This is a genomic window from Butyrivibrio sp. AC2005 (assembly GCF_000424145.1).
Classification (GTDB): Bacteria; Bacillota; Clostridia; order Lachnospirales; family Lachnospiraceae; genus Butyrivibrio.
The window spans coordinates 22,085-47,540 of sequence record NZ_AUJI01000013.1 but is presented as its reverse complement, the minus strand read 5'-3'; the positions used below and the strand labels follow the sequence as shown (position 1 = coordinate 47,540).

The window sequence follows — 25,456 nt, the reverse complement described above, 5'->3', positions numbered from 1 at the left end:
AAGAATAGCCTCCCCCCAAGGGGAAGGCATGTCTTAAGTCAGCTAAATACAACCGCCTAAGAATAGCCTCCCCCCAAGGGGAAGGCATGTCTTAAGTCAGCTAAATACAACCGCCTAAGAATTGCCTTCCCCCTCTGGGGGCGCACATCGTCCGGGGGACGATAGCTTTGCGCCGACCGAAGCGGAGCGAAGAAGGTGGCACGAAGTGCCGGATGAGGGGTGTAAAAATATACCCTAATTAAAATAATATAAAACTATACCCTAAAAAATACCTTCAAAAATACCTTCAAAAATACCTACTCAAATACCTTTGAACCAGAATGTAAACTTAAGATCTTTTCCTTCCGGAAGTCTGTCCTCCGGATGAGGTCTTGCTCCCCAGCTGTCATCGCCGGCAATACCCATCTGCTGCATGGCTGCTCTGACTACAGTGTAATGAACCTGCGGAAGCTCATAATCATGCATTGCATTCTCAAGCTCATGAGGTGTGTAAGGAAGTGCACTAAAGGAAATGTTATCCCCGAAGAACTCCATTCCTCTGCCCTTCATATCAGTCACCTTAGCCCAGCGAACATCGCACTTATTACCACATTCCTGCGGAACAAGATACTTAGCCATATTATCAGCGACCTTGTTGCTATAAATACCGATCTTACCGCCACGCTTTCTGTCCTGGTAAGTTTCTTCAGCCCCAAGACCATACCAGGTCAGGTTGTCATAATCTGCACTTAGTTTAAAGAGCATTCCAAACTCAGGCATGTCGGGAAGTCCCTCAACAGCTTCGTAATTCATATCAATTCTGATAGTGCCATCTCCGTATACCTCGTAGGTAACTGACACTTCTGACTCAGGAGATGTGGGAAGATAGTATCTGTAAGAAATCTTTACACTATTCTTTTCCTCAGTCATCTCAGGAACAAAGGGAGCACAATCCGGCTTTCCGGAGATTGAAGGATACATGCTGGCAATTTTCCACTGAGCGTAACGCTGTTGCATCTTACTTCCATTATCATTATCGTTAGGTGCTCTCCAGAAATTCGGAGCAGGTGCCTTCTCGATCATCTCTCTGCCGGCATAAACATATGAGCAAAGTCCTGCCCCCATAACAGAAAACAGTGCTGAAAATTCATCCCCATGAATTCCTATGTTATTTTTGCCATGCACAACTCTAAGCTTACTGTTGCATTTAACAGGCTTGGATACCTTTTTAAGAACGGTCTGTCCAAAGGCAACCTCATATCCGGCCTTTGCCCAAAGAGTATTCTCTTTTAAGCTAAACGAAACTATGAGCACAAACTCAAGGTTTCCTGATGTAAGCTGATATCCGTTCTCATATTCCATCATAGCTTCTGTTATAACAGCCGGAATATTAAAGGATTTGGTAGATAAAGGCTTAACCTCTATATCCATGCCAGCTTCACATATTTTCTTACCATTTGCCAAAAGAGTAAGCTTGGCATCAAAAGAATCCGTATTAACAAACAGATTTTTATTTATTACCTTGAACTTGTTCTTTTCAAATACAACAGAGATATTCTGGTAATTGAATTTTACCTCCTGCATCTTAGGAGAAGGTGTCCTGTCACCATACGCAATACCGTTGCCGCTGAAATTATAATCTGTAGGTCTGTCACCAAAATCTCCGCCGTAGGCTTCAAAATACTTGCCGTATCTGTCTTTCTTAAGGATACTCTGATCTATATAATCCCATATAAATCCGCCCTGATATCTGGGCTCGGTATCCGTAAGGTCTGTATAAAGATGCATTCCGCCGCAGGAGTTACCCATTGCATGAGTGTACTCACAGCATATAAACGGCTTCTTTTTATCCTTCTTAAGGTGTTCCTTTATCATCTCCACTGAAGGATACATCTGGCTCTCCATATCCGAAGTATCATTAAATCTTCTGTCATGGAAAAGTCCTTCATAATGAACAAGCCTTGTGCTATCATGCTCTTTAAAACGCTGGCTCATAGCATATGGAACAGTTCCTCCAAAAGCTTCATTACCTATTGACCATATGAGAATCGACGGATGGTTCTTGTTTCTGTGATAGCATGAATCTATTCTGTCAAGGAGCATCTCCTTCCACTCTTCTCTATCTCGCGGAACTATAAAGTCTTCCGTCTCAATACCTCTCTCAAAAGGCTCCCAGGTACCGTGAGTCTCAAGATTACTTTCGGCAATCATGTAAAGACCATAGATATCACACAGCTCATAAAGCGCACTATCATCAGGATAATGACTTGTTCTTATTGCATTGATATTGTTTCTTTTCATTGTAACAATATCCTGTATAAGCTCATCCCTGTTGGGAACACGTCCATTAACATGACTGAATTCATGACGGTTTACGCCCTTGAATACTATGCGCTTTCCATTAAGATGCATGAGCCCGTTTTTCATCTCGAACTTTCTAAGTCCAACATACTGACGGATAACTTCGTAAGCTACACCCCTGACATCAGTGATGGTTAAATAGAGCTCATAAAGATTCGGTTCCTCGGCGCTCCACAAATAAATCTTCTCAAAATCACAGCTTCCGGTCGTTTTTCCGGTTTCGGAAAGCGGTATTTTTCCCTCAAGAACTTTTTCGCCCTTGTATAAGAGTCTTAATTCCATCATTCCGCTTCCTGATGTTTCTGCACTGATTTCAAGATGAGCAGTTTTAAAATCATCAGATAATCCGGTTTCAATTGTAAGATCTGAAACATGAACCTTAGGTACTGCAAACAGATATACGCTTCTGAAAATACCTGAAAATCTGAAGAAATCCTGATCCTCGCACCAGCTGCTTGAAGTCCACTTAAAAACTCTCACAGCAAGCTTATTTTCTCCCTTAACAAGAGCTTCCGTAAGATCAAACTCTGAAGGATCAAAGCTGTCTTCACTATATCCAATGTATTTTCCATTTAACCAAAGAGCAAATCCACTCTCCACTCCCTGGAAGGATATGCAGATTTTCTCTCCCTTGAAATCCTTAGGAAGTGTGAAAAGCTTTACATAGTCAGCCACCGGATTAAATCTCTCCGGAATATCACCGGGTCTTAAATCCTCAGATCCATCCCAGGGATACTGAATATTTACATATTGAGGCTTATCATACCCTTCCATCTGGATATGCGCAGGAACATTTATCCTGTCCCAGGTGGTGGTATCATAATCTTTTTCCCAGAAATTCTTTGGAGCGTCATTAACATTTTTAGAATAATGAAAATGCCATACGCCATCCAAAGATAATCTATAGCTTGTCTCCCCCGTCATAAGCTCTGCCATAGACTTAAACGCCACATAATCTGAATGTGCAGGAAGTCTATTTTGCTGGAAAACCTCGGGATTTTTAACTATATCGTAATTAAACTCTTTCATAAATAACATCCTCGTCATAACAAAAGTTTTATTCTACGCAAAATGATTACTTAACAGCACCTGTAATACCTTCTGCGAACTGCTTCTGCAATACGAAGAATATAATCATGGTCGGTAATGAGCAGAATAATACGCCCATCATAAGCATTCCATAATCGACAGTATAACCGTTAGACATATTGGCAATCAGAATCGGCATAGTCTGTGCTTTGTTCTCTGTAAGTACAACTCTGGGCCACAGATATGCGTTCCATGCATTCATGAATGTAATAACCGCAGCTGCAGCATATGTAGATTTCATAACCGGCATATACATACGGAAAAAGATTGCGAATTCAGAAAGGCCGTCAATTCTGGCTGCTTCCATAATATCAACAGGGAAATTACGGCTGTTCTGTCTGAACATCATAATCATAAACGGTGTAGATATAGCAGGTAGTACAAATCCCCATACCTGGTTCAAGAAATGAAGTTTACTCATCATTCTGAACATAGGAATCATAGTTGCAACACCGGGAATCATCATAGCCATAAGCAGTATTGCAAACAGGAAATCCTTACCCTTGTCATGATAGAGCTCAAAGCCATAGCCGGCCAGTGAGCAGATAAGAATACATAACAAAGTCTGTACTGTTGCATATGTAAAGGAGTTGCCCATGAACTTCCAAAGTGAAGCGCCTGCCCCCTGTGCTGCTGCTGTACTAAGCAGATTTTTAAAGTTTTCAGCTGCATGTGTTCCAAACCAGATCTTACCTCTTGCAACATCTACTGTAGCATTTGTAGCTGCTGTAACCATCCAGAACAGCGGGAATACAGAAAACAGTGAAAAAAGAGTAAGAAATATATAACTGGGTATCAGTCTTCTTTGTATATTTGATCTATTCTTCTTATTAGTCACGTGTATCACCTACTTTCAAGTTGATAAAGGCAAGGATAGCAACCAGGATAAAGATAAAGAATGACATTGCGGATGCATATCCAAAGTTAGCAACACCGGTTCCGAAGGCATTGTTATATACATAATGTGACATAGTGATTGTGGTATTTGCAGGTCCACCGTTTGTCAGGTTTACAGACTCATCGAACAACTGCAATGTACCATTGATTGACATAATGAAGGTCATAATGATTACCGGGCGAAGAAGCGGCACTGTAATATGCCAGAAGGTCTTCCAGCCTGTTGCTCCATCTATCTTCGCTGCTTCGTATACAGAATATTCAATATTCTGAAGTCCTGCCAGGAAGAATACCATGTTATAACCTGTCCATCTCCAGATAAGAGCAAATATAATTACAAATCTTGCTGTATCGGTCTGACCAAGCCAGTTAATATTTTCACTTATAAGTCCCATATTCATCAGAGTCATATTTACAAGACCCTGTGTAGCAAAAAGTGTTCTGAATATAAGGGCATATGATACAAGAGAAATTGCGCACGGTAAGAATACCATTGTACGGAAAAGTCCCCTGAACTTAAGGTCTTTATTATTAAGGAGCTGCGCAAGAAGTATTGCCAGCACCAGCATTATCGGTACTTGAATTATCAGATACAAAAAAGTGTTTCCGACAGACTTCATAAAAGTCTTGTCCTGGAACATACGAGTGTAGTTAAAAGTAATGGGATTTGCCCATTTCATTGAAGCCGCTGAACCTGTCTTAAATGACATGATGAGGGCTGAAACCATCGGATAAAAGCTGAATATAAAAATCATTATGGATGCAATCGCAAGAAACATCCAACCGGCTGTTTTCTGTTTTGCAGTAACGGACTTACCTGTTTTCATCCTAACCGCTCCTTTTCTTTATTTTACAAAACCGGGGATCGGAAAATCCCGATTCCCCGGTTTAAATACAACTTACAATATCTATAAATTAGTTCTGTGAACCAGCGATCTCAAACTCAATCTGCTCCTGTGCAGCCTGAATCTCAGAATCAATGTCGTTACCATTCTGTACGTTTGTAATAAGAGTATTTACAAGAGTACGAAGGTTGTAATGGAAATCACTCTGCTGAATTACCGGAACGTGTGAACCCATCTCAACGATGTCAGCGTAGATAGCCTGACCATTGAAGAAGTCAACGCCCTTAGCATATACATCAGACTTACCAGCTGAGATGCATGTTGTGATAACACCACCATCTGTAAGTGCTGCGTCATATGTCTCTATAGCTCCGTCTCCACCGCCAAATGTGTAAGCAAGGAATGCCTTTGCAAGCTCAGGCTTTGTGCAGTTAGCAGTTACATAAAGAGATGAACCACCGTTTGCAGCATAACCTTCTTTTCCACCATCGATTGTAGGAAGTGTTGTGATTGCCCACTTACCACTGTTGTCAGCAACCTGCTCAATTGTAGGAATAATCCAGTTACCATTCATAACACCTGCAACCTGGTCGCCCTGGATAGTCTGATCTGTGTACTCACTCCAGCTGTTTGCAAGGATGATAGAACCATCATTAGCACCCTGTACGATAACTTCGATAATCTTCTTGAACTTATCGTTGCCTACAAGGTTAGGAGTTGTATTATCTGTCCACTGTGACTCGCCTTCAGCCTGAAGCATCATGTAAGGAAGATCATCACCTGAGTGGTCCATGGAAAGCATAGCCATGCCAGTCTGATCATGTACATCCTTAGCAATCTCAAGCCATCTATCCCATGAGATACCTGTTACATCATCAAGTGTGTAACCGCACTGCTCAAGGATATCTGTACGATATGCAAAGATTGCTGTTCCGTTATCAACAGGTGCACCATAGTGCTTACCACCGATTGTGCTGTAAGAAATCTTCTCAGCACCTAAGTTTGACCAATCGATACCGGCATCATCGATATCCTGCCATGCATCCGGATAATCAGCTACGAACTTCTGAATGTAGTGATCCTGGAAAAGAACAATATCAGGAAGTGTGCTGAAATCGCCAGCAGCTGCAGCAAGTGTAACTGCCTGCTCAACGTCCTGTGAACCTGACTGTGTGATGATGTTCAGAGTGAACTCAGGATCTACTGTCTGATAAGCCTTCTCTGCTGCCTTCAATGCAGGGATATTGAAGTTCTCATCCCAAGCATATACTGAAAGCTCATGCTCGCCCTCAGATGAAACATCTGCTGTAGGAGCAGCCTCTTCTGTAGCTGCTTCTTCAGTTGCTGTCTCTTCTGTAGTCTCTGCAGAATCTGTGCTCTCTGTTGTCTCTGTTGTCTCTGTCTTCTCTGTTGTGTCAGTTGCTGTATCTGCTCCACCGTTTCCGCCGCAACCAGCGATCATGGAAAGTGTCATAGCAGATGCAAGTACCATAGATAATGCTTTTCTTTTCATTATTCTGTCCTCCCTAATGAAAATAAATTATTATTAGTACCTGATTCATTTCTTAAGATTATGTCAGATGAGTTTTAGGCATTTTGACTGAAATAATCTCTTTCCGAATCAAATATATGTATATTATACCAACGAGTCAAAAAAATAATGCACATTTTAATTACTAAAATGTGCATTTTCGACCAATTATGAATAAAATTTGAACAGAATATTAATAAACTTAAACCATTAAGTTGCCCATTTTAAGCCTTACCAGCCTTTTAGGGCATGAATATTGTAATCCAGGAGCTTTCCGACATAATTATCCTTGTTTTTCTTCCATTGATATGGCGAAGTGCCTAAGTACTTTTTAAAATTCCTGTTAAAAGTTGACACATTGCCGAAACCGCATTCAACAGCAACAATCTCCATGGAATGCTCAGTTTTCTTCATTGTGTCACAGGCCTTCTGAACCCTGACAAGGTTAAGATAGTCCATCGGAGCCATATTGATTATTTCAGCAAAGGTTCGCCTAAAGTGCGTTTCACTCATATTACACACATTAGCAAGATCTAAAGCCCTAATCTCCTCTGCATATTTTTCCTCAATATACTCAATAGCAGGCTTTATGCTCATCATATCTCCACCGGTATCCAGCTCTGTAATGGTGGAATTTTCGGCATTCATGGACTTATGAATTCGCATAATATAACTTATAAGTACTTTTATCAGATTTTGCGTCGTCTCCTTGTAATAGGGACGCTCATCTCTCATTTCCTCCATTATAAGTTTAATTATTTCTGCCATCTCAGGATGCTCTTCAGAATGAATCAAATCAGCCCGTTTATTGATAATAGCTGTCGCTTCCCTTTGTTTTGAAATATTATCCGGATAGATCAGCTTTATAATTGCTTCAGCATCAAAAAAGAAATACTCCCAAAAGTTCTCTTTCTCACTGGTTGTAGTATGCGGATAATTTGGTGGAATAAGAGAAAACATGTCCGACTCATAATCACAAGCCTTTTCATCAAGTGTCATTACACCGTCGCCATATCTACAATATCCAACTTCATAAAGATTATGGAAATGAAGCATATTTTCGCCTTCTCCATAAACCCTTATCCACTTCTCACCAAGAAGAGCAAGGCAGCTTTTACCCTGCGGAATCTCGTAAAATCTAAATTCAATTGTTGGTTTCTTTTTTCTTCCCATAAAAATATATTACCACAAAATCTTCAGTTACCTTCTTGATATTGAATTATATAATTTCGCAATACCAGGTTTCTTTTCTTTGCAAAATCCTTTATGGATTCTACATTATTTTCCCAATTCTTTACTGTATAAATGTCATCTTCTGACCAACCAGGTTTTATCATGTTTTTAAGCTTTTTCAGCCATCCATCAGTAGTGTGCCATCGTAAAAAATGCGATTCCATCTCCGGTGCATACATAGCAGACAATTTATCAATCTGACTAATTACCTTTCCTTCTGAAAAGCAAGTATCCAAACATTCATTCAGCCTATTATTAAACTTATCTGAAAAGTTTTTATTTTTTATAAGACTATAAAAAAGCTCCCTGTTCTCATCATGATAATGACTCATTCCTTCCAGAATTGATTCATCATAATTTTCTTCAAAAAGATATTCCAATGAATTAAAATCAGCATATCTAAATGCTTTATCCAGGTCAAACAGAAAGAATCTCCATTTATTATCTCCATAATCAGAATCAGACTGATCAGCTCTCCAGATACGATAATTATTCCCAGGCCAGTCAAAATTTGCAAAATAAATTTCTACCACTAAGTAATCAATAAGATTATCAACATCCATCCTGTCACAAAAATATGCGTAATTAGCCTGTGCATTCATATCATGCGTTTTAACATATTCAACCAAATCATAATAATCCTGAAGGTCTTCATCCGTACCGGCAACTATCTCTGTCACATGCGGAACTGTACCAATATTAAGATTGATCAAATTCAGATTTTCACTATCGATTCCATAGTGCCTGTAAAAATAATCCTCATTGCATACTTCCCTGATATTATGTATTCCCCAGTATTCTCCATTGATAAAAAGCACCGCAGGCTCTGCAGCAAGATACGGAACATCCAGATTTCCGGCTATAAGAGATTGCGATAACACGTCGCAAAACATGGTACTGTTAAAATCCGATCCACTTGGTCTTAATGTAATTGCATTAGCATCATATGATTCAATATCAGAATTATTTGCTTTATCTTCATCATAAAGACTATGTTCTTTTTCAGTTGCAGCTATCGGAAGTAGTTCAAATATACCGGTATCAAAACCGGAATCTTCATCATTAACTATGAGTCTTAATCCCTTTGCAGCACTGGATTTTGATGCCGAACCAGCTAACTTCAGCTTTACATCATTATCAGCTTTAAGCGCTCCTTCTTTACTAAAAATCTGAACATGCGCATTTACCTTTTTATCCGAATAATAATTTGAAGGTGTAGAGAATGAATTCTGAATGCTTTTATTATATTTTTTCCATAAATAATAAGTTTCGCCGGGAACATACAGACCATCCCATTCATCAAACATATCATCCGGATTTACTGTCAATGAAACTATATTCATGGTTGTTTTGGGATCTATAAAAAAGGATTCAGTAGATATTTCTTTAGATATTACTCCGTCCTTTAAAGTTCTGGCTCTTACCACTGTACCTTTGTAATTATATGAGTTTTCCCACTTCTTACTAAACAGATAATCATGGGTGGTCTTTGTATCTCCGATTAAATTTTTCTCGTTACTTCTATCTCTTATTATCAAAGGTTCTTTATAAATATGCGAATTTTCATCAGGCTCTGAACCATCCAACGTATAAACAATCACACTTTCTTTATCATTTGCAGATAGTTCCAATTCAAATTCTTCGTTGTATATCCCCGACTGTACTGAAAAAGAAGGTGCTTCCAACTTGGCATCTACTCTTGATACATAAGAAATCAGCTTAGCATTATTAGGAAGTCCCGGTGAATTATTTGAAAGAATGGCAAGTACCTGTGGTTCTTTTACCGGTCTTCCGGCTGATATCCCGGGTTGAACATCAGAATTAATCTCCATTTCATCAATAGAATTGTTTTTCTCATCATATAAGGTTATTCTGTCAGAAGAATTAATCAAAAAATTAGTATGCATCTCCCCATCATCTGTAACCTTATTTTTTCCTGAAGCCCATACTATAAGATAATCTCCTGCCCCAAGTTCATAATCTGGAAAATGCCATCTCACTTTATCCCCAACATGATCCGAAATTGAAATACCATAAAGATTGACAGATTCTGATCCATAATTATATATTTCAATCCAATCGCTGTTATCTCCGTCTGCATCTAACTGCTGACCCAGATTTTCATACATAATTTCATTTATGCAAAGAGTAATTCCTGTTGCATTTTCAGCATAGGCATTAATATCTCTATATTCAGATTTAATACAGATTATTAAAAGAAAAACCAGAAGCATCAATAGTATGCTACCGGTTAATCTGTAAAAATAACGGTTCTTCAAAATATTACCCCGCAATTTCTCCGTTATAAGTAACTATGTTAATTGCTTTAATCCCATCAATTTCCTTGATTTCTTTAGTTATTTCGGAATCCTCCCCTTTGCTAAAGGACACCTCATAAGTTATATCCGTCCCTTGCGAATTAACATTTTTCATTTTTAGATTAGTTCTTTTGCAATGCTTTTCAATAATGTCAGTTACTTTATCTACATCAACATTCTCATCTGTATGTACTATGACCAGATATGTTGTATCATCAAAAACGCCCTTACTTATGAAGAAAAGGATGACTGCAATAATAATACTTCCAAGAATCGCAATCATGTAAATACCTGATCCGCAAGCTATCCCGACTGCTATCGTCCAAAAAATAAAGGCACTATCCTTCGTATCCTTAACAGCAGTTCTGAATCTGATGATAGAAAGTGCACCTACCATACCAAGAGAAAGCGCCAGGTTACTGCCTATTATCATCATTACCATCGTTGTAATGATAGTTACCAGCAATAATGTAACATTGAAGTTTTTAGAATACATTACTCCGGTATAAGTTTTCTTATAAACAAAGCAAATAAAAAATGCCAGAAGTACTGACATTATTAACCCAATCGCAATCTCTTCAATTGAGATATTTGTATTATTTTCTAGCAAATAATATAGTAACTCTCGTTTACTCATTCTTAAATCAAAATTCCTTTTAGACTATAAAATCATTACTTAAGCTAATACTTCTCTTACCATACAATACTTACTTATAGCAGAATGATGAGAAATAGCTGAGCTAATGGCTTGCTTAATAAATTCAGGTAATATCCTATCATATTTTACTTCCATTACCAATATGGGTTCTCTGATAATAGGAACCATTCCAATATTCCCATCAAACAACCGATCAGAAAAAGCACCTCGAATATACTTATCAAAGGTAACTCTTACATTATGCTCAGGATAAACATAGGCCTCCCTATCATAATCAACAATTACTTTAGGCTTATAAACCTGTCCAGTCATGATATTATGTGCTTTTATAACAATGCTATCAGTATATGTTTCAAGACAGGAATAATCTCCATTTATAACTGAAATCGCATCCTTTTTAGTAATTGCTGAAGATTCCTTTTCAATATAATCACTATGACGATTCTTTATTTCAAGCTTTACAGCAGTATCAGCAATATCATAAATGCGAAGTCTTATCTTTTTTCTTTCTTCAATACCTGAAAGCTTTGAATAATAATCTATGTTATCAACAGAATCAAAGTACAAGCTTCTTACATAATACCGGTCTTTATCTCTCATGTGTGGATCAGGCTCCATCAAAGTCTGTACCAACTGTTTTATATAATAGTATTCTGTAATACTGATATAGAATTTCTTTTCACATCGACTATTATTTCTTATCATTTATACTTTTTATTGTTTCTTCTCAAACTTTATCACTATCAACTAGCCTAACTCATGCTTGCCTTGCAAACTTTTTTCCATGTTTTACCTGAAAATAAGCATAACCTTTTAAAGAGCACCTGAAAAATAATAATCTCATTTTTGTTTTAAAATTGACATGGGGTGCTAATTCTTTTGCAAGATTACAATAGACTCCATATAGTCTCTTTATTTCCTTCTTACTTATTTCATCCTTCAAAACTTTGCGAAAAAATATAATGTCTCTGGTCCCCATTCCAAATTTGTACATGGCAATATCAAAATACCCCTTTGAAATGAGGTATTTGATAATTTCTGAAACCCCTGCAGCATGAAATAAATGCCACCTTGCATATTTACTCCGTGAAATACTTCGTTTAGAAAGAACCTGATTATATACCACCTGATCAGTTAGATATATCTTTTTACATGATTCCATTAAATCTACAAAAACAAACTGATCTTCACTTTTATTTATTTCAGCCGGAAATCTAATATTATCCCAAACTTGTTTTCTATATAGTTTTCCCCAGTTTACAATTATTACCCATGTTTGATATGTATATAACAGCAACTCACAAACTTCACGATTACTAATAAGTTTATTGCAATACTTTTCCGGGATTTTAGACATCTTGTAATAGCTACCATCGTCTTTATACCATGCATAATTTCCAATAACAAGATCTGCCTCATGTTCAATTGACAAATTCAAAAGAGATTGCAATGCATTTTCAGGAAGAAAATCATCATCATCCATAAAAAAAATGAAATCTCCTGTTACATTATCTAAGCCCACATTTCTCGCTACGCTAATGCCGGCATTTTTTTGATGAATAACCTTAACATTTACATTTTTAGCAGCATATTCATCACAAATTTCTGGTGAAGAATCTTTACTACCATCATCAACAATTATCAATTCAATATTGACATTTTTCTGAGACAATATACTGTCTATGCATCTATGTATATAGTGTTCTCTGTTATAAACAGTGAGAATTACTGATATAAGATAATTCATATTACTTCTAAATTATTCCTTTATTTCTATATATTTTTACTTAAATAAGAATCCTCTCTAATAATATATATTACTTTGCTCCTTTAGAAGCAAATACAGCTACCACTGTCATAAGCAGAATCTTAAAATCAAGTGCAAGACTCCAGTTATCAATAGCCTCCAGATCAAGCTTTACAACTTCATCAAAATCATCAATATCACTTCGACCACTAACCTGCCACATTCCTGTAAGCCCCGGAGTCATACTGATACGGCGGCGATAATACTCATTGTACTGCTCAAACTCTTTTTCCGTGGGTGGTCTTGTTCCAACAAGGCTCATATCGCCCTTAAGGATATTCCAAAACTGAGGAAACTCATCAAGGCTGGTCTTCCTGATGAATTTACCAACCTTTGTGACTCTGGGATCATTCTCCATTTTAAACATAAGTCCCTTCATCTCGTTGTTCACCTGAAGATCCTTTAGACGCTCCTCAGCATCCATATACATAGAACGGAATTTATAAATCTTAAATCTTCTGCCGTTTTTTCCTATTCTTACCTGAGAAAAGAATACTGGACCATGATCCTCCAGCCATATTGCAGGAGCCACAAACACTGTAATTATAACAGTAAGAATAAGACCAACTAAAGCTCCCAGAATATCTATTGCACGTTTTACGAACATCTTCTTATAACTATAGTCAGGACCACTATAAGTTATGACATTGTAATTACAGAATTTTCCTGTATTTCCGGATCCACCAAACTCAGGGATGTCCAGACTGTAATGGGTGCTGACTCCCATCTCCTTAAAGCCCTCAACCATAGGCTTAATGTAATCTCTTGGAAGGTCTGGAGCACATATAAACACCTCATCAAAGGAAAGAGTTACCATCTTCTCAGTAAGATTCTTATAGCCTGCAAAAACAGGTACCCCACATATCATCTCGGGCTCAGCATTTGAATCTATAGCCTTTACATCAGCATATGCAGCACCTACAATATTATAATCCATGCTCCACATCTGATTCTGAAGCTTTTGAATAATATCTCTCATCTGATTCTTCTCAGCAATTATAACCACCTGAGAAGCATATGTTCCATTATTATAAAGCCTTAAAAGGAACTTCTTATATAAAACATGGACAATATATGTCAATAGAACACTCATCCAGGCAAAATCAATAATCACGCGTCTTGAAAGGATGTATGACCACTGCAAAAAGAAAGCTATTGTCAGAGAAGTCACAAACATGATCACAATGTACTTGGCTACAGCAAGGAATTCCTTGCGATATCCTCTCTGTGTATAATTTTCATTCCAGTCCCTAAAAAAGCTATATAGTGTGCTTATCAATATAAAAATTACCAGGGTCGCATAATGAAGATACTTACTACCCCAATCGTTTCGGTTAGAAAATCGCACCCATGTCGCAATCTGATAAGTAAGGCAAATACATGCTATATCCAAAAGCCACAAGCCATATGTCTGTATTCCCTTCTGTTTCTGATTCATAAAAACTCCTAAAACACAAATAACAAATCTTTATATGTTATTGATCCTTTCAACATTAAGAATTGTATCAATATAAAGTCTTACACTGGCTCCTGTAACCTTGTTCCAGTCAAATCTCTTGTAACAATATTCCATGATCTCATCGAATGAATAAAATCCTTCAGGGTTATTTATACATTCTCTCAATTTATCCCTGAGGTCTTCAATATTAGATTTCTTAAAATACTTGGCATACTCACGACATGCTTCCTTATTCTCCGGAATATCACTGGCAAGACATCTTCTGCCAAAACTCATAGCCTCAAGCAAACTTATTGGCATACCTTCTATATCGCTTGGTAGAACATACATATAGCAATTACTAAAGAGCTCAGCCAAAGTATTTCCCTGGACAAAACCTGTCATTATGACACGATCATCCTTTTCGGCCATCTTCTCAACCTGTTTCATAAAATCTCCTGAGTGACTTCCACCTCCTGCTATTACAAGCTTTATATCAGTGTCAATCATCGAATATGCTTCAAGCAGATATGTTATGCCCTTTTCAGGTACAATCCTTCCAAGATACAGGATATATTTCTCTTTTTCCAAACCAAACTTCTTAACAATCCTGTCAGGCTCGATAAACTCTGTTCTATTTACTCCATTAGGAATATATATTGTCTGCCTGTTATATGTGTCCAAAAAATACTGCTGTACGTTTCTGGAAAGAACAATTACTTCATCCGCATAACGCGCAGCAATCTTTTCACCAAACTTAAGAAATTTTGTTGCAAATCCGCCCCACTTAGCTCTCTGCCAATCAAGACCATGAATAGTTGCGACTGTCCTTATTCCAAAAAAATGAGGTATTACCAACATCGAACAAGGGCCTTCCGCATGATAATGAATTACATCATAGTTACCTAATAAAGCAGCAATAGTTGCAAGAAAAGAATAAACTACAGCATTCAACGCCTTTTTATCCGGAGTTGGAATATGAACAATTCTTATTCCTTTATATGACTTTAATTTATGAGCTTCCTTATCTGCATTTTTATCAGCTACATTTTTACCTTTTCGGTTATATACCGTTACAGAATGCCCCATTTGAACAAGTCTTGTAGAGAGCTCTTCTACAACAATCTCTATTCCACCCTCCCTGGACGGTATTCTCTTATGCCCAATCATCGCAATTTTCATAATATCCTCTAAAAATCAGTAAGATCCTTCATGCTTTACAAGCCCTGAAACAGTCTTGAATAAGATCTTAATATCCATCCACAGGCTCCAATTATCAATATAATCGACATCCAGTCCTACTACCTCATCGAAATCAGTAATATTACTTCTACCATTAGCCTGCCACATTCCGGTAATTCCTGGCTTTATGCTAATTCTTCTCCACTGGTCAGTGGTATATTTCTCAACCTCATCAAGCGTCGGTGGTCTTGTTCCAACAAAACTCATAGAACCAAAAAGCACATTAAAAAACTGTGGAAGCTCATCAATGCTGGTTTTGCGAATAAATCTGCCTACTTTGGTAACACGGGGATCATCCTTTATCTTGAACATTCTGCCATCTTCAACCTCATTATATTTCATGAGCTCAGCCTTCTGTTCATCAGCATCAGTGTTCATACTCCTGAACTTCCATATCTTGAAATGTCTGCCATTTTTGCCAACACGCACCTGTTTAAAAATAACAGGTCCCGGAGAATCAAGCTTAATGGCAATAGCGGTAATAAGCATTATTGGTGAAGTCAAAATAATTCCTACGATAGAAAATAAAATATCAAAAATACGCTTGCATGCTGACTCCCAGGTATTCATGCAAACCGTATGATATGTCATAATCGGATATGTTCCAATACTACTGTTATATGAAAAAGCTTTTCTCCTTCTGTATATATCAACAATTACTCTGCATGTAATACCCATTTCAATACAAAGATCAATATACTTCTGAATATATGGAATATCCATCTCTCGTTTCTGTAAAATAAATACTTGATCAATATTGTATTTACGAATAATCTGTTCGAGATTTGAAAGACACCCTATGTACTCAATGGATTCATCATTATCATCAAAGCTGACATAACCGATTTCATTAACCATCAAAGGGGTCTTGTTTAGAAAATACCTAAATTTGTTATAAGAATCTTTACTACCTACATAAATAACTCTCGGGACATGCTTTCTATTTATAATTCTGTCAATAATATTACGGAATAGCAATATCTTCAGCAATAGTACACAATATGATACAGTAAGAAACCCAAGTAAAACGCTTGGTTCAATTGATGATCCCAGGCAAAAGAAATATATCAAAACACCACTTGAAGCCCCAGTAAAAAAAGCCATAGATTCTCTCTTTATTACCCTGTCCAGATAAAAAAACAATGTATTATTGTAAATATTAGATGCTCTGTTTGAAACAAGAAAGATTATTAAAAAAATAACGAACATGGATAAAAGACTATCCCACTCATCATTTGCCACAAATCTCCCCCATACAAGTGCAGTAAGACCTAAAGCAATAAGTTGGAACAATATATCCATTATAAGATGTACTACATCAAAAGATGCTGAAACATTAGAACGATTCATATAAAACCCCAAATTCCAATTCTATTTCGTCTATTATTACCCCCACATAGGTATTTTGTCATACATTGTAAAATTATACTATGACACTTATTTTCAGTCTAGTAAAATCTAAATATTTCTAATAAATAGACTACAAAAACATTCAATTCCGACCATCATCAAAATAAATAATTATCTTGATGATCTATCATGTCATTTTTTTAATAATTATTTGACACTTTAACTACCACGACACCATTTCTCTCTATTATGGAACCATTCTGAGGATAAACAGGCATATTAGCAAAATGATCATCCCTCAATATTTCCTCATATGTAGCTATATCTACAATATTTAGGTTAAGTCCCATATCATCCAACAATCCAATATAGCTATTTATCATACAATCCGGTTTAACCCATAATTTTCCTGCCTTTGCATAATCGCTCGCAGAATCCCATAAACTATTTTTGGAAAATAATTCATTGCCAGAAATATCCCCAATAAATGCATACTGAAACTCTGTATTAAACACATCTTCTTTTATCATAGATGTAACTACATTACTCATAACAGTTCTCATAGAATTATTACCTTGTACCATCGCATCTATATCCGTACCGACTGCCAAAATATTTCCGTAAAGAAAAATGGCTGAAATAACTGTTATCACTTTAGAATAGCTAACATGATTATCAAGAAAACACAGCTTCACTGTAGTTATTATAGATAGAGCGCCTGTCATCTGCCACATTAATCCATAATTGCCTGGTGCCAAAATAAATGCAATATTCGCTCCTACAGGAACACATGCATAAGCAAGCAAATATAGAAATAAAATTTTGGGTTTTTTTACTAATTTCCTTACTCCAACTATAATTACTATAGCTATTAGAAAAAAATACAATGTAATTCTAGCGATTTTAAAAACATAATTGCCATTGTACAATAAGAAATATTCAAACCATGCATAATATGCTCTAATAATACCTACAGGTATATTCATCAATATTTTTATGACAGAAATTGAATTTGCGCCGTTATAATCTGCCGCACTTATTCCTCTAAATTTAAGGACAATATCCCAAATAATTTTATAGATTATACAAGCTGAACAAGCTGATAAAAAACATCTACAAAAGAGGGAGTATCCTTTTTTCTCATCTCCATTTACGAGAAATTGCATGAACATAAAAATAACTATTACAAAGAAGCAGCCAAAACTCGGTTGATATGCTCCAAGACCAATTGCCAAAAATATTATAGAAATAACATTGCTGATTATTCTTTCATTTCTTTTCTCAAAATCTTTAGTTAATAACCATGCAGCAGAAATAGGTAATAATATTGAAAAGCCAAATGCTGGAGCATTAAATCTATAAGACAAAAAACAACACGCAGTAGTGCTTAGCATAATGAGTAAAGTATATAAATGTTTATTGCATAATTAAAATATACAAAGTTGCAAAACAAAAACGGACAATGTTGCATGTCCATTTTGGACAAAGTTGCATCATTGCATCCTGAATACCACATAGATCATCATGGTGGATTCATTGCAGGCATAACCCCTGTATTTTATCCTTGTCATGAAAATCAAAGACAAGGAGGAAAGGAGTATGCTGAACATGGATCAGATACGCCACATCCGCGAGCTCTATTATGAGCAGGGAATAACAAACATATCCCAGATAGCGGAAATCACCAACCTTAACCGGAAAACGGTTACCAAGTACATTGACATGGAGGACTTCAGCAGCCCGCCACCTGAGCCTGCATCTGATCAGGAAAGGGAGTCAAAGCTGAATCCCTATAAACCAATCATCGACAGCTGGCTGATTGCTGATAAGAAGGCGCCTCGTAAGCAGCGTCATACAGCCAAAAGAGTATACCGTCGGCTGAAAAACGAGGTCGAAGGTTTTGACTGTAGTTACCGTCTTGTTGCAAGCTATGTGTCTCTCAAAAAGAAAGAACTCATCCGGCAGAAAAAGGATGATGGCTACATTCCTTTAGAGCACCACCCCGGGGAAGGCCAGGCTGATTTTGGCAAGGCAGACTTCAAGGAGAATGGCTTCTACCACGAAGGCAAGTATCTTGTTGTCAGTTATCCCCATAGCAATGGTGGCTACCTTCAGCTCAATTATGGAGAAAACATGGAATGCCTTCTCGAAGGACTGGTCGCCATCTTTGAGCATGTGGGCGGCGTTCCGACAGAGATATGGTTCGACAATACCAGAACCATCGTGACCGATATCATTAAAGGCGGTGGCCGTAAAGTCACTGAACGCTTCCAGCGGTTTGCATCCCATTATCGCTTCAGACCGGTCTTCATGAATCCGGAATCAGGCTGGGAAAAAGGGAACGTTGAGAATAAAGTCGGGTACCTCCGTCGCAACGAACTCGTGCCTGTGCCTGAATTCAAATCACTCACTGAATTCAACAAGGAACTGCTCTTTGCCTGTGACCGGGATATGGAGCGTGAGCATTATGAACATGATGATCTGTTCATAAGTGATCTCTTCAGGGATGACAAAGCTGCGTTTCTGCCTCTTCCTGAAGCCGCTTTTGATACAGCGGCATACATTACGGCAAGAACAAATAAATACGGCCAGATAAAGCTGGCAGATGGCAGGCACACCTATTCCGTGTCCCCCACCTATAGCGAATGTGAAGTCAATGTAAAGCTCACTTCCATGACAGTTACCATCATGGACAGTCACATGAAAGAGATCGTGACCCATAAGCGCCTGTATGGTGACTATAAACAGACAAGTATGGATTGGCTGCCATACCTGAAATATATAGCCCGTAAACCACGTTCCTTAAGGAACAGCGGTATTTACGATATGATGCCGCAGAGCATGCAGCTGTTCATGGACAGCTGTGAAAACAGTGAACGTGGCAGAATCCTGAAGGTGCTTTCAGAACTCACTGACCGCACCGGTTTCGACAGTGCACTCAGGACAGTTAATGAAGCCATTGCCATGAACAGCACTGACCCGGACAGCCTTAAGAGCCTTTATAACCGTCTGTATTCCGATGTGCCTGTGCTCCCACCGCTGGATGATATACAGACAATCCCGGATGGCAAGATCATTCCCTTCAATACCATCGATCTCAAAAAGATGGATGCTGCGCTAAAGAAGGGAGGTACCATGAATGGCTGACTATACCGAAAGGATTGCCGCATGCTGCAAACAGCTGAGGTTATCTTCAAACCTTGCTGACAGGGCAATGTCCCAGAAAGGAAAAACGAACCAGGAATACCTTTGCAAACTTCTTGAAAACGAAATAGAGTACCGGAGAAAAACAAGGATCATCAAGCTCCAGAACAGTGCCGGCTTTCCAAAGAGATATGCACCGGAGCAGTTCCGGACAGATGAAGTCGACTTCCCGGATGGTGTTTCCTTTGAAAGTCTGATGGGACTTGATTTCCACAGACAGGGCAAGAACATCATCATGTATGGCGGAACCGGAACAGGTAAGACAATGCTCTCCATACTGGTCGGGATACAGGCCTGTAAAGAGGGGATCCCTGTAAGATTCTACCGTACTGCCGGACTGATAAATCTTTTCACGGAAAGTCATCAGAATGGCACGCTTACAGCCCTTAAAAGGAAACTCAATACGGCCCAGATAATCATTCTGGATGAGTTATGAGAAGCTTCTCATAACTCGTCTTATGGGAAGTAAAATGTTATAGGAAGTTGACTGCGTTGTCCTTGGATTTCCAAGGTCTTTTTTATTTTTACTTCTCATAACAATCTCCTTATGATTATATTTTTTCAAAGGAGGTTTGCTTATGAATTCACAATTACAATCTTATCTCAATCTTTTTATTGCTGCACAAGATCCGAATCTATCTGTCAGAACCCTATACAACAAGGAACATCAAGCACTTTTATTCTTGAGATATCTCGATTCACGAAATATCCATACTCTTGCTGAGTTTGATGTCAATGTCGTATATGAGTTCATTGCTTCGCTGGAATATTCATCGCAGACAATCAGCGGTTTCCAGTTCAACATACGCGAGTTCTTCGATGTAATGCATGACAACAACGTCACATCTCTTTCCGGAAGAACAGTCTTCCCTGTTATTTTTACTAACAAGAGAGACAGAATTCTGTCCTATTATGAGACTAATGAAGTGCGCAGCCTTATTAACTGCATCGACATTTCAGCGAAGAACGGCGTGCGTGACAAATGTATGGTTTTACTTGCCGCCCAAACCGGTCTTAGGGCTAGCGATATTCTTCATCTTCGATTTGAAGAGATATTCTGGGACAAAGATCTCATCTGCAAGATTCAGCAGAAAACGAAGCTTCCTGTTTCTGTGCCGTTACCTAAAAATCTCAAGATACTTCTCATTGATTATATACGAAACTACCGTCCAACTTCAGACGAAAAATATGTATTCATCCGCGAAGAGAGCGGCACTGCGTACAGTGCATCATTTCTGTACGTGGTGATCAATCACTACTTCAGAAAAGCTAATATATCCATCGGAAACAGGAAGCATGGGCCACATGCGATGCGTCATTCCCTAGCATCAAATCTGTTGAGAGAAAATGCACCGATGCCTGTAATCACGGGTATTCTTGGGCATAAGGACCTCAACACAACCTCAAAGTATCTGTCCATTGACGTTGAATCCCTTCGCGATTGCTGTCTGGAGGTGCCGCATGAGAACTAAGAAAAATCTGTCATTCAGCGGTGTCTACAAAGAAGCCTTTGAAGGCTACATTACATACAAGACCGCTCTCGGATGCAACATTGAATACAGAGAGACGCTGGCGCTGCACACACTGAATGGATTCCTTAACAAATATGAACCAAATGAAGTAATACTCACTGAACAAATGGCATATGAGTATGTGCATCAAAATCCAGTTCTAGCACCTGCTACAGTACATGCATATGAATGTCGTATCCGTCAATTCGCTCTTTATCTTAGAAATGTGGGATACGAATCCATATATATATACCCAGAGAAGCATACTAAGGTTGCCACCGATTTCGTTCCATATATTTTTTCATCCGGTGAAATCCTCAGGATCTTTACTGCTACAGATCAGATCGTCAGCACACCGAATAACCCACACTACAAAATATTCTTCCAGACATTGATCAGGTTGCTGTATTGTACTGGAATACGTATCAGCGAAGCTCTTCATCTTAAGCTTGAAGATGTGGACTTTGCCAACAACATCCTGATTGTTCAAAACAGCAAAGGAAATGTTTCCCGTCTTGTACCGTTTAATGAATACATACGCGGTTGGCTGATAAAATACCAGGACGCGGCTCTTGCACCTAATGATTCATATTTCTTTGAGTCTCCACAGGGCGGCGCGCGCAATCGGGTTGCAGTCGGTCATACTTTTCAGAATGTGCTTTTGCCATTAGCTAAAATCCAGCGGAAACCGGATAATACTGGACCAAGACTGCATGATATTCGTCACACATATGCCTGCCATTGCCTGGACAAAATGGTACGTAGTGGTGCAGACCCGTTCTGTGCCCTACCGTATTTGTCCACTTACATGGGTCACAAAGGCATTGAAAGCACTGAAAAATATCTTCGATTAACAGCAGACCACTTCTTGGAAATATCCAGTGCCTGCCATCATATTTACGAGAAAGGAAAGGGTGATCACAATGAATGACTTCTCGATTCTTCTCGAAGACTTCTTTTTAAAGTATCTCTCAGTTGAGAGGGGCTGCAGCATCAATACCAGGAAAAATTACCGCGATACATTTGCTGAAATCCTTGAGTATCTGAATGAAACCCACAATATCCCTTCAAACCATGTTCAAATGGAGACATTTGACTTTAATATGGTCAATGGATTCCTTGACTGGCTTGAGAACACAAAGGGACTTTCAGTTTCTACTCGTAACAACAGACTTGCCGGTCTGAAATCCTATTTCAAGTATGTTAGCTATAGGGCTCCTCAGTATCTGAATCGCTGCAATTCTATTCTGGAAATAAAGGCTAAGAAGACAGCCTCTGCTCCGATGAACTATTTGACCATTGCAGCAATAGAGCTATTGTTTTCCTGCTTCAATCTGGAAAATATTCATGATCTGCGTGATTACTGTGTAATTGCTATGCTGTATGAAAGCGGAGCTCGTGTTTCGGAACTTATCGCCATAAAAGTGTTCGAGGTCAGGCTTGACCAGCCGGCTACAGTAGTATTGCACGGAAAAGGGGGAAAGACCCGAATCGTTCCAATAGATGCAACTGTTGCCAAACAGATGAGCAGATACATAATTGCCTACAAGAAAAAATCTGATGACTATTTGTTTACAAACTCTCAGTCAAAGCCATTGACACGAAAAGGTGTGGACTATATGCTTCAGAAACATTTTGAAAAAGCCAAATCTGAAGATCCAACTCTCTTTCCGACAAAGATTTCACCTCATTGCATTCGACACAGTCGGGCCATGCATTTACTTGAAAATGGTGTTAACCTTGTATATATACGGGATCTGCTTGGTCATTCATCAGTTACTACTACAGAAATCTATGCAAAGGCAAATCCCGAACTCAAGCGAAAATACATTCAAGCGGCATCAATTGGAATTATTGATCATCCGGATTACGATCAAAAGCAGATGAATGATCTGCTCAACTGGCTTAAAGATAACATTTGACCTCTCGTTGTTATGGGAAGTAGTTATCCGCTCGATTATTGATAATGGCATTAATCTTTCGCTTACTTCCCATAACAGTTTACTTCCCATAAGACGAGTTTGGATATGTCCCTTACGACAGGACCGGATCCCAGCTTCTTTTCGATTATCTCTCAGAAATACATGAGCAGAAGGAAGTCATTCTTAATACTAACCTTGAGTTCTCCCAGTGGGTAAACGTACTCTACGACAAACGCATGACTACAGCCCTTATAGGCAGGCTCACACATCATGTTGAGCTCATACTCTTTCCTGGCGGCAATAACCGTCTGAGGGAATCAAGCATTAACGTAGGCATGTCAGCCAGTAACGATCAGGAGGTTGCAAATGGATAACAATGATGCAGTTTTCAATGTACCGGAGCTTCCGTTTGATGACGTAAGCTATATGAGCAGCAATGCTGCAATACCAGAGAGCGAAGAACATGTGCCCGGAGATTACCCCGATTACTGTTCTGTATGCTCTGATATAAACGATTTTCTGAAGCTCACAGACGCAATGGTTGATGAGATAAATGAGCTTCGTGCAGAGGTAGTCAGATGGCGGCAGGCTCTGATAAAGCATCTGCCTGAAAGATGGGCGGATGGCCTTCAGCAGGACATCTTTGATAACATCTACCTGAATGTCTATGAAGACTTTGATGCATACAACTATTATGTAAAGCGCTGTTGTAATGGAAAGGATCCATTTGACAACAAGAAACGCGCCAGTTTAATGAGCAGGTTAAGCAAGGGAACAGATAAGACCTCCATTACTTACCTCTGATAAAAGCAACAAGCCTGCAATGGATTTCCTGGTACCTAAATGGTGCCGGGAACCCCTTGCAACTTTGTCCAAAATGGACATGCAAGTTTGTCCATTAATACTTTGCAACTTTTTCCAAAAAGCTCTTGCAAAAAACAGTATATAAAAAATGCTTTATGGTTATCCTGCCAAAAACAAGAATCAAAAAGCATGCTCCCATTGCTAAAAACATCAATGAAAGAAATGAATTAAAAGGCTCAGCAGCATACCTGCCTCTAGCTTTATCCAGCAAATACCATCCCCACCTACCTAATGAGAGTTCCCAATTGCCCGGGGAAAAATCTGAGGATTGCCACAAACCATCCAATGAATTGGTATAACTGTTTGAGATTATAGGCAAGTAACACAAAACTGCAATAAGCCAATTTACAAAAATAATTTTTATAATTTTTTCTATTTTAATATCTAAAAATCTACTCTTTAATGTATTTAAATTCATAAACAGCATGACCATATCTTTTAGCATTAAGAAAAATAAGCTTTAATTACATCTTTTTTCATCATGAGATTTTGATATACAACCATCCCACGCTTTTCTCCCAATAACCGGCAGAAAAGATGCATTATGTTTATATAAATGCTATTATTCCCACCATGCCAGCTCCCATCAAAATGGTGAATACTGTATGTATTTTCAGTAATATTCAACCTTCCTGTAGCATAATTCAAAGGACAAAAATAATCTATTGGGAAAATTTCAACGCAATCAACGCTTTGTCTTGATCCATCACATATAAGACCATGTCTTTTCAATACAAGTGTACGGAGCTTTGGGCTCTCTGTATTATGCATTTCTCCCCCCCAAAATTCATATGCTTCATCGCTATCATAGGCATCCAGCATTTCCTTAAATATGGGCAATCCTGGAGAACACCCAAATCCCTGTCCATCATTAACCAAGTCAATTCTTTCAAACCCAAAAAAGGCTTTAAATTTACATAAAGAAGAATAATCCTTTACAAGCTCGACATCTGTATCCAGGTAGATTCCTCCTAGATTATATAGAATATCTAATCTTGCATAATCAGAAACAAAGGCCCACTTTTTTTCTTCGTAGGCCTTTGCCATATATGGATGCTTATGAATATCATAATTAGATTCATTCCACTCTTTTATTTCGAAATCAGGGCAAAATTTTCTCCAACTTGCTATGCACTTTTTTACTGAATCTGGTTTGGGAGCATTCCCAAACCAGAAATAATGAATTATATGAGGAATCATTTGCTTA

21 protein-coding genes and 1 pseudogene are annotated in these 25,456 nt (G+C 38.3%); 7 read left to right on the top strand and 15 right to left on the bottom strand.

All coding sequences use genetic code 11. The annotated features are described in order from the left end of the window. Positions 1–300: 300 nt before the first annotated feature. The 13 genes from G602_RS0104415 to G602_RS0104355 all read right to left on the bottom strand — a co-directional run bounded on the left by G602_RS0104415 (position 301) and on the right by G602_RS0104355 (position 18,142). Positions 301–3,369 (bottom strand): glycoside hydrolase family 2 TIM barrel-domain containing protein, encoded by a 3,069-nt coding sequence (locus G602_RS0104415; protein ID WP_026657869.1) that lies wholly within the window; start codon positions 3,367–3,369, stop codon positions 301–303. A 46-nt stretch (positions 3,370–3,415) separates the two neighbouring features. Next, positions 3,416–4,267 carry a carbohydrate ABC transporter permease gene (locus G602_RS0104410; RefSeq protein WP_026657868.1) on the bottom strand — a complete coding sequence of 284 codons (852 nt, stop codon included), beginning with the start codon at positions 4,265–4,267 and terminating at the stop codon, positions 3,416–3,418. Next, positions 4,260–5,153 (bottom strand): carbohydrate ABC transporter permease, encoded by an 894-nt coding sequence (locus G602_RS0104405; RefSeq protein ID WP_026657866.1) that lies wholly within the window; start codon positions 5,151–5,153, stop codon positions 4,260–4,262. The genes G602_RS0104410 and G602_RS0104405 overlap by 8 nt, the downstream gene beginning before the upstream one ends. A gap of 88 nt (positions 5,154–5,241) precedes the next feature. Beyond that, a complete protein-coding gene (locus G602_RS0104400) occupies positions 5,242–6,684 on the bottom strand; it encodes an ABC transporter substrate-binding protein (RefSeq protein ID WP_026657865.1) in 1,443 nt (480 codons plus the stop codon). A gap of 249 nt (positions 6,685–6,933) precedes the next feature. Continuing rightward, the gene (locus G602_RS0104395) at positions 6,934–7,875 is read right to left on the bottom strand and encodes a helix-turn-helix domain-containing protein (RefSeq protein ID WP_026657864.1); all 942 of its coding nucleotides are present in this window, start codon (positions 7,873–7,875) and stop codon (positions 6,934–6,936) included. Between the two features lie 23 nt (positions 7,876–7,898). Further along, on the bottom strand, positions 7,899–10,214 hold the full coding sequence (locus G602_RS0104390; RefSeq protein ID WP_155829685.1) for a CotH kinase family protein: 2,316 nt from the start codon (positions 10,212–10,214) through the stop codon (positions 7,899–7,901). A gap of 4 nt (positions 10,215–10,218) precedes the next feature. Then, on the bottom strand, positions 10,219–10,863 hold the full coding sequence (locus G602_RS0104385; RefSeq protein ID WP_207638168.1) for a DUF4956 domain-containing protein: 645 nt from the start codon (positions 10,861–10,863) through the stop codon (positions 10,219–10,221). Positions 10,864–10,929: 66 nt separating this feature from the next. Further along, entirely contained in the window at positions 10,930–11,616 is a 687-nt protein-coding gene (locus tag G602_RS0104380; RefSeq protein ID WP_026657861.1) for a polyphosphate polymerase domain-containing protein, read from the bottom strand. A 52-nt stretch (positions 11,617–11,668) separates the two neighbouring features. Next, on the bottom strand, positions 11,669–12,658 hold the full coding sequence (locus tag G602_RS0104375) for a glycosyltransferase family 2 protein (RefSeq protein WP_026657860.1): 990 nt from the start codon (positions 12,656–12,658) through the stop codon (positions 11,669–11,671). Between the two features lie 70 nt (positions 12,659–12,728). Continuing rightward, on the bottom strand, positions 12,729–14,156 hold the full coding sequence (locus G602_RS0104370; protein WP_026657858.1) for a sugar transferase: 1,428 nt from the start codon (positions 14,154–14,156) through the stop codon (positions 12,729–12,731). A gap of 30 nt (positions 14,157–14,186) precedes the next feature. Continuing rightward, complete coding sequence (locus tag G602_RS25165) at positions 14,187–15,338, bottom strand: glycosyltransferase family 4 protein (RefSeq protein WP_044931028.1); 1,152 nt, start codon at positions 15,336–15,338, stop codon at positions 14,187–14,189. A gap of 15 nt (positions 15,339–15,353) precedes the next feature. Beyond that, positions 15,354–16,748, bottom strand: a complete 1,395-nt coding sequence (locus G602_RS0104360; RefSeq protein WP_026657857.1) for a sugar transferase — start codon at positions 16,746–16,748, stop codon at positions 15,354–15,356. Positions 16,749–16,948: 200 nt separating this feature from the next. After that, positions 16,949–18,142, bottom strand: a complete 1,194-nt coding sequence (locus G602_RS0104355; RefSeq protein WP_081675832.1) for a glucosyltransferase domain-containing protein — start codon at positions 18,140–18,142, stop codon at positions 16,949–16,951. Positions 18,143–18,356: 214 nt separating this feature from the next. Here G602_RS0104355 and istA point away from each other — a divergent pair, with 214 nt between their 5' ends. The 7 genes and pseudogenes from istA to G602_RS25150 all read left to right on the top strand — a co-directional run bounded on the left by istA (position 18,357) and on the right by G602_RS25150 (position 24,189). After that, a complete protein-coding gene (gene istA / locus G602_RS0104350; protein ID WP_155829687.1) occupies positions 18,357–19,895 on the top strand; it encodes an IS21 family transposase in 1,539 nt (512 codons plus the stop codon). Next, on the top strand, positions 19,888–20,388 hold the full coding sequence (locus G602_RS25160) for an ATP-binding protein (protein ID WP_049945050.1): 501 nt from the start codon (positions 19,888–19,890) through the stop codon (positions 20,386–20,388). The genes istA and G602_RS25160 overlap by 8 nt, the downstream gene beginning before the upstream one ends. A 142-nt stretch (positions 20,389–20,530) precedes the next feature. Continuing rightward, positions 20,531–21,424: a tyrosine-type recombinase/integrase gene (locus tag G602_RS25155; RefSeq protein ID WP_049945049.1), complete on the top strand. Its 894-nt coding sequence runs from the start codon at positions 20,531–20,533 to the stop codon at positions 21,422–21,424. Continuing rightward, positions 21,414–22,394, top strand: coding sequence for a tyrosine-type recombinase/integrase (locus tag G602_RS0104335; RefSeq protein ID WP_026657854.1), 981 nt, complete (start codon positions 21,414–21,416; stop codon positions 22,392–22,394). Before G602_RS25155 ends, G602_RS0104335 begins: the two co-directional genes overlap by 11 nt. Next, complete coding sequence (locus tag G602_RS0104330) at positions 22,387–23,385, top strand: tyrosine-type recombinase/integrase (RefSeq protein WP_026657852.1); 999 nt, start codon at positions 22,387–22,389, stop codon at positions 23,383–23,385. Before G602_RS0104335 ends, G602_RS0104330 begins: the two co-directional genes overlap by 8 nt. 104 nt (positions 23,386–23,489) lie before the next feature. After that, positions 23,490–23,759: pseudogene (locus G602_RS31985) on the top strand (ATP-binding protein); the annotation flags it as partial. Continuing rightward, a complete protein-coding gene (locus G602_RS25150; RefSeq protein WP_049945048.1) occupies positions 23,752–24,189 on the top strand; it encodes a hypothetical protein in 438 nt (145 codons plus the stop codon). The pseudogene G602_RS31985 and the gene G602_RS25150, both read left to right, overlap by 8 nt. Positions 24,190–24,283: 94 nt before the next feature. Here G602_RS25150 and G602_RS0104320 read toward each other — a convergent pair whose 3' ends face one another. Together G602_RS0104320 and G602_RS0104315 are read right to left on the bottom strand one after the other, a co-directional pair. Beyond that, positions 24,284–24,667 (bottom strand): hypothetical protein, encoded by a 384-nt coding sequence (locus tag G602_RS0104320; protein ID WP_155829684.1) that lies wholly within the window; start codon positions 24,665–24,667, stop codon positions 24,284–24,286. A 26-nt stretch (positions 24,668–24,693) separates the two neighbouring features. After that, a complete protein-coding gene (locus G602_RS0104315; RefSeq protein ID WP_026657850.1) occupies positions 24,694–25,449 on the bottom strand; it encodes a glycosyltransferase family 32 protein in 756 nt (251 codons plus the stop codon). Positions 25,450–25,456: the final 7 nt, after the last annotated feature.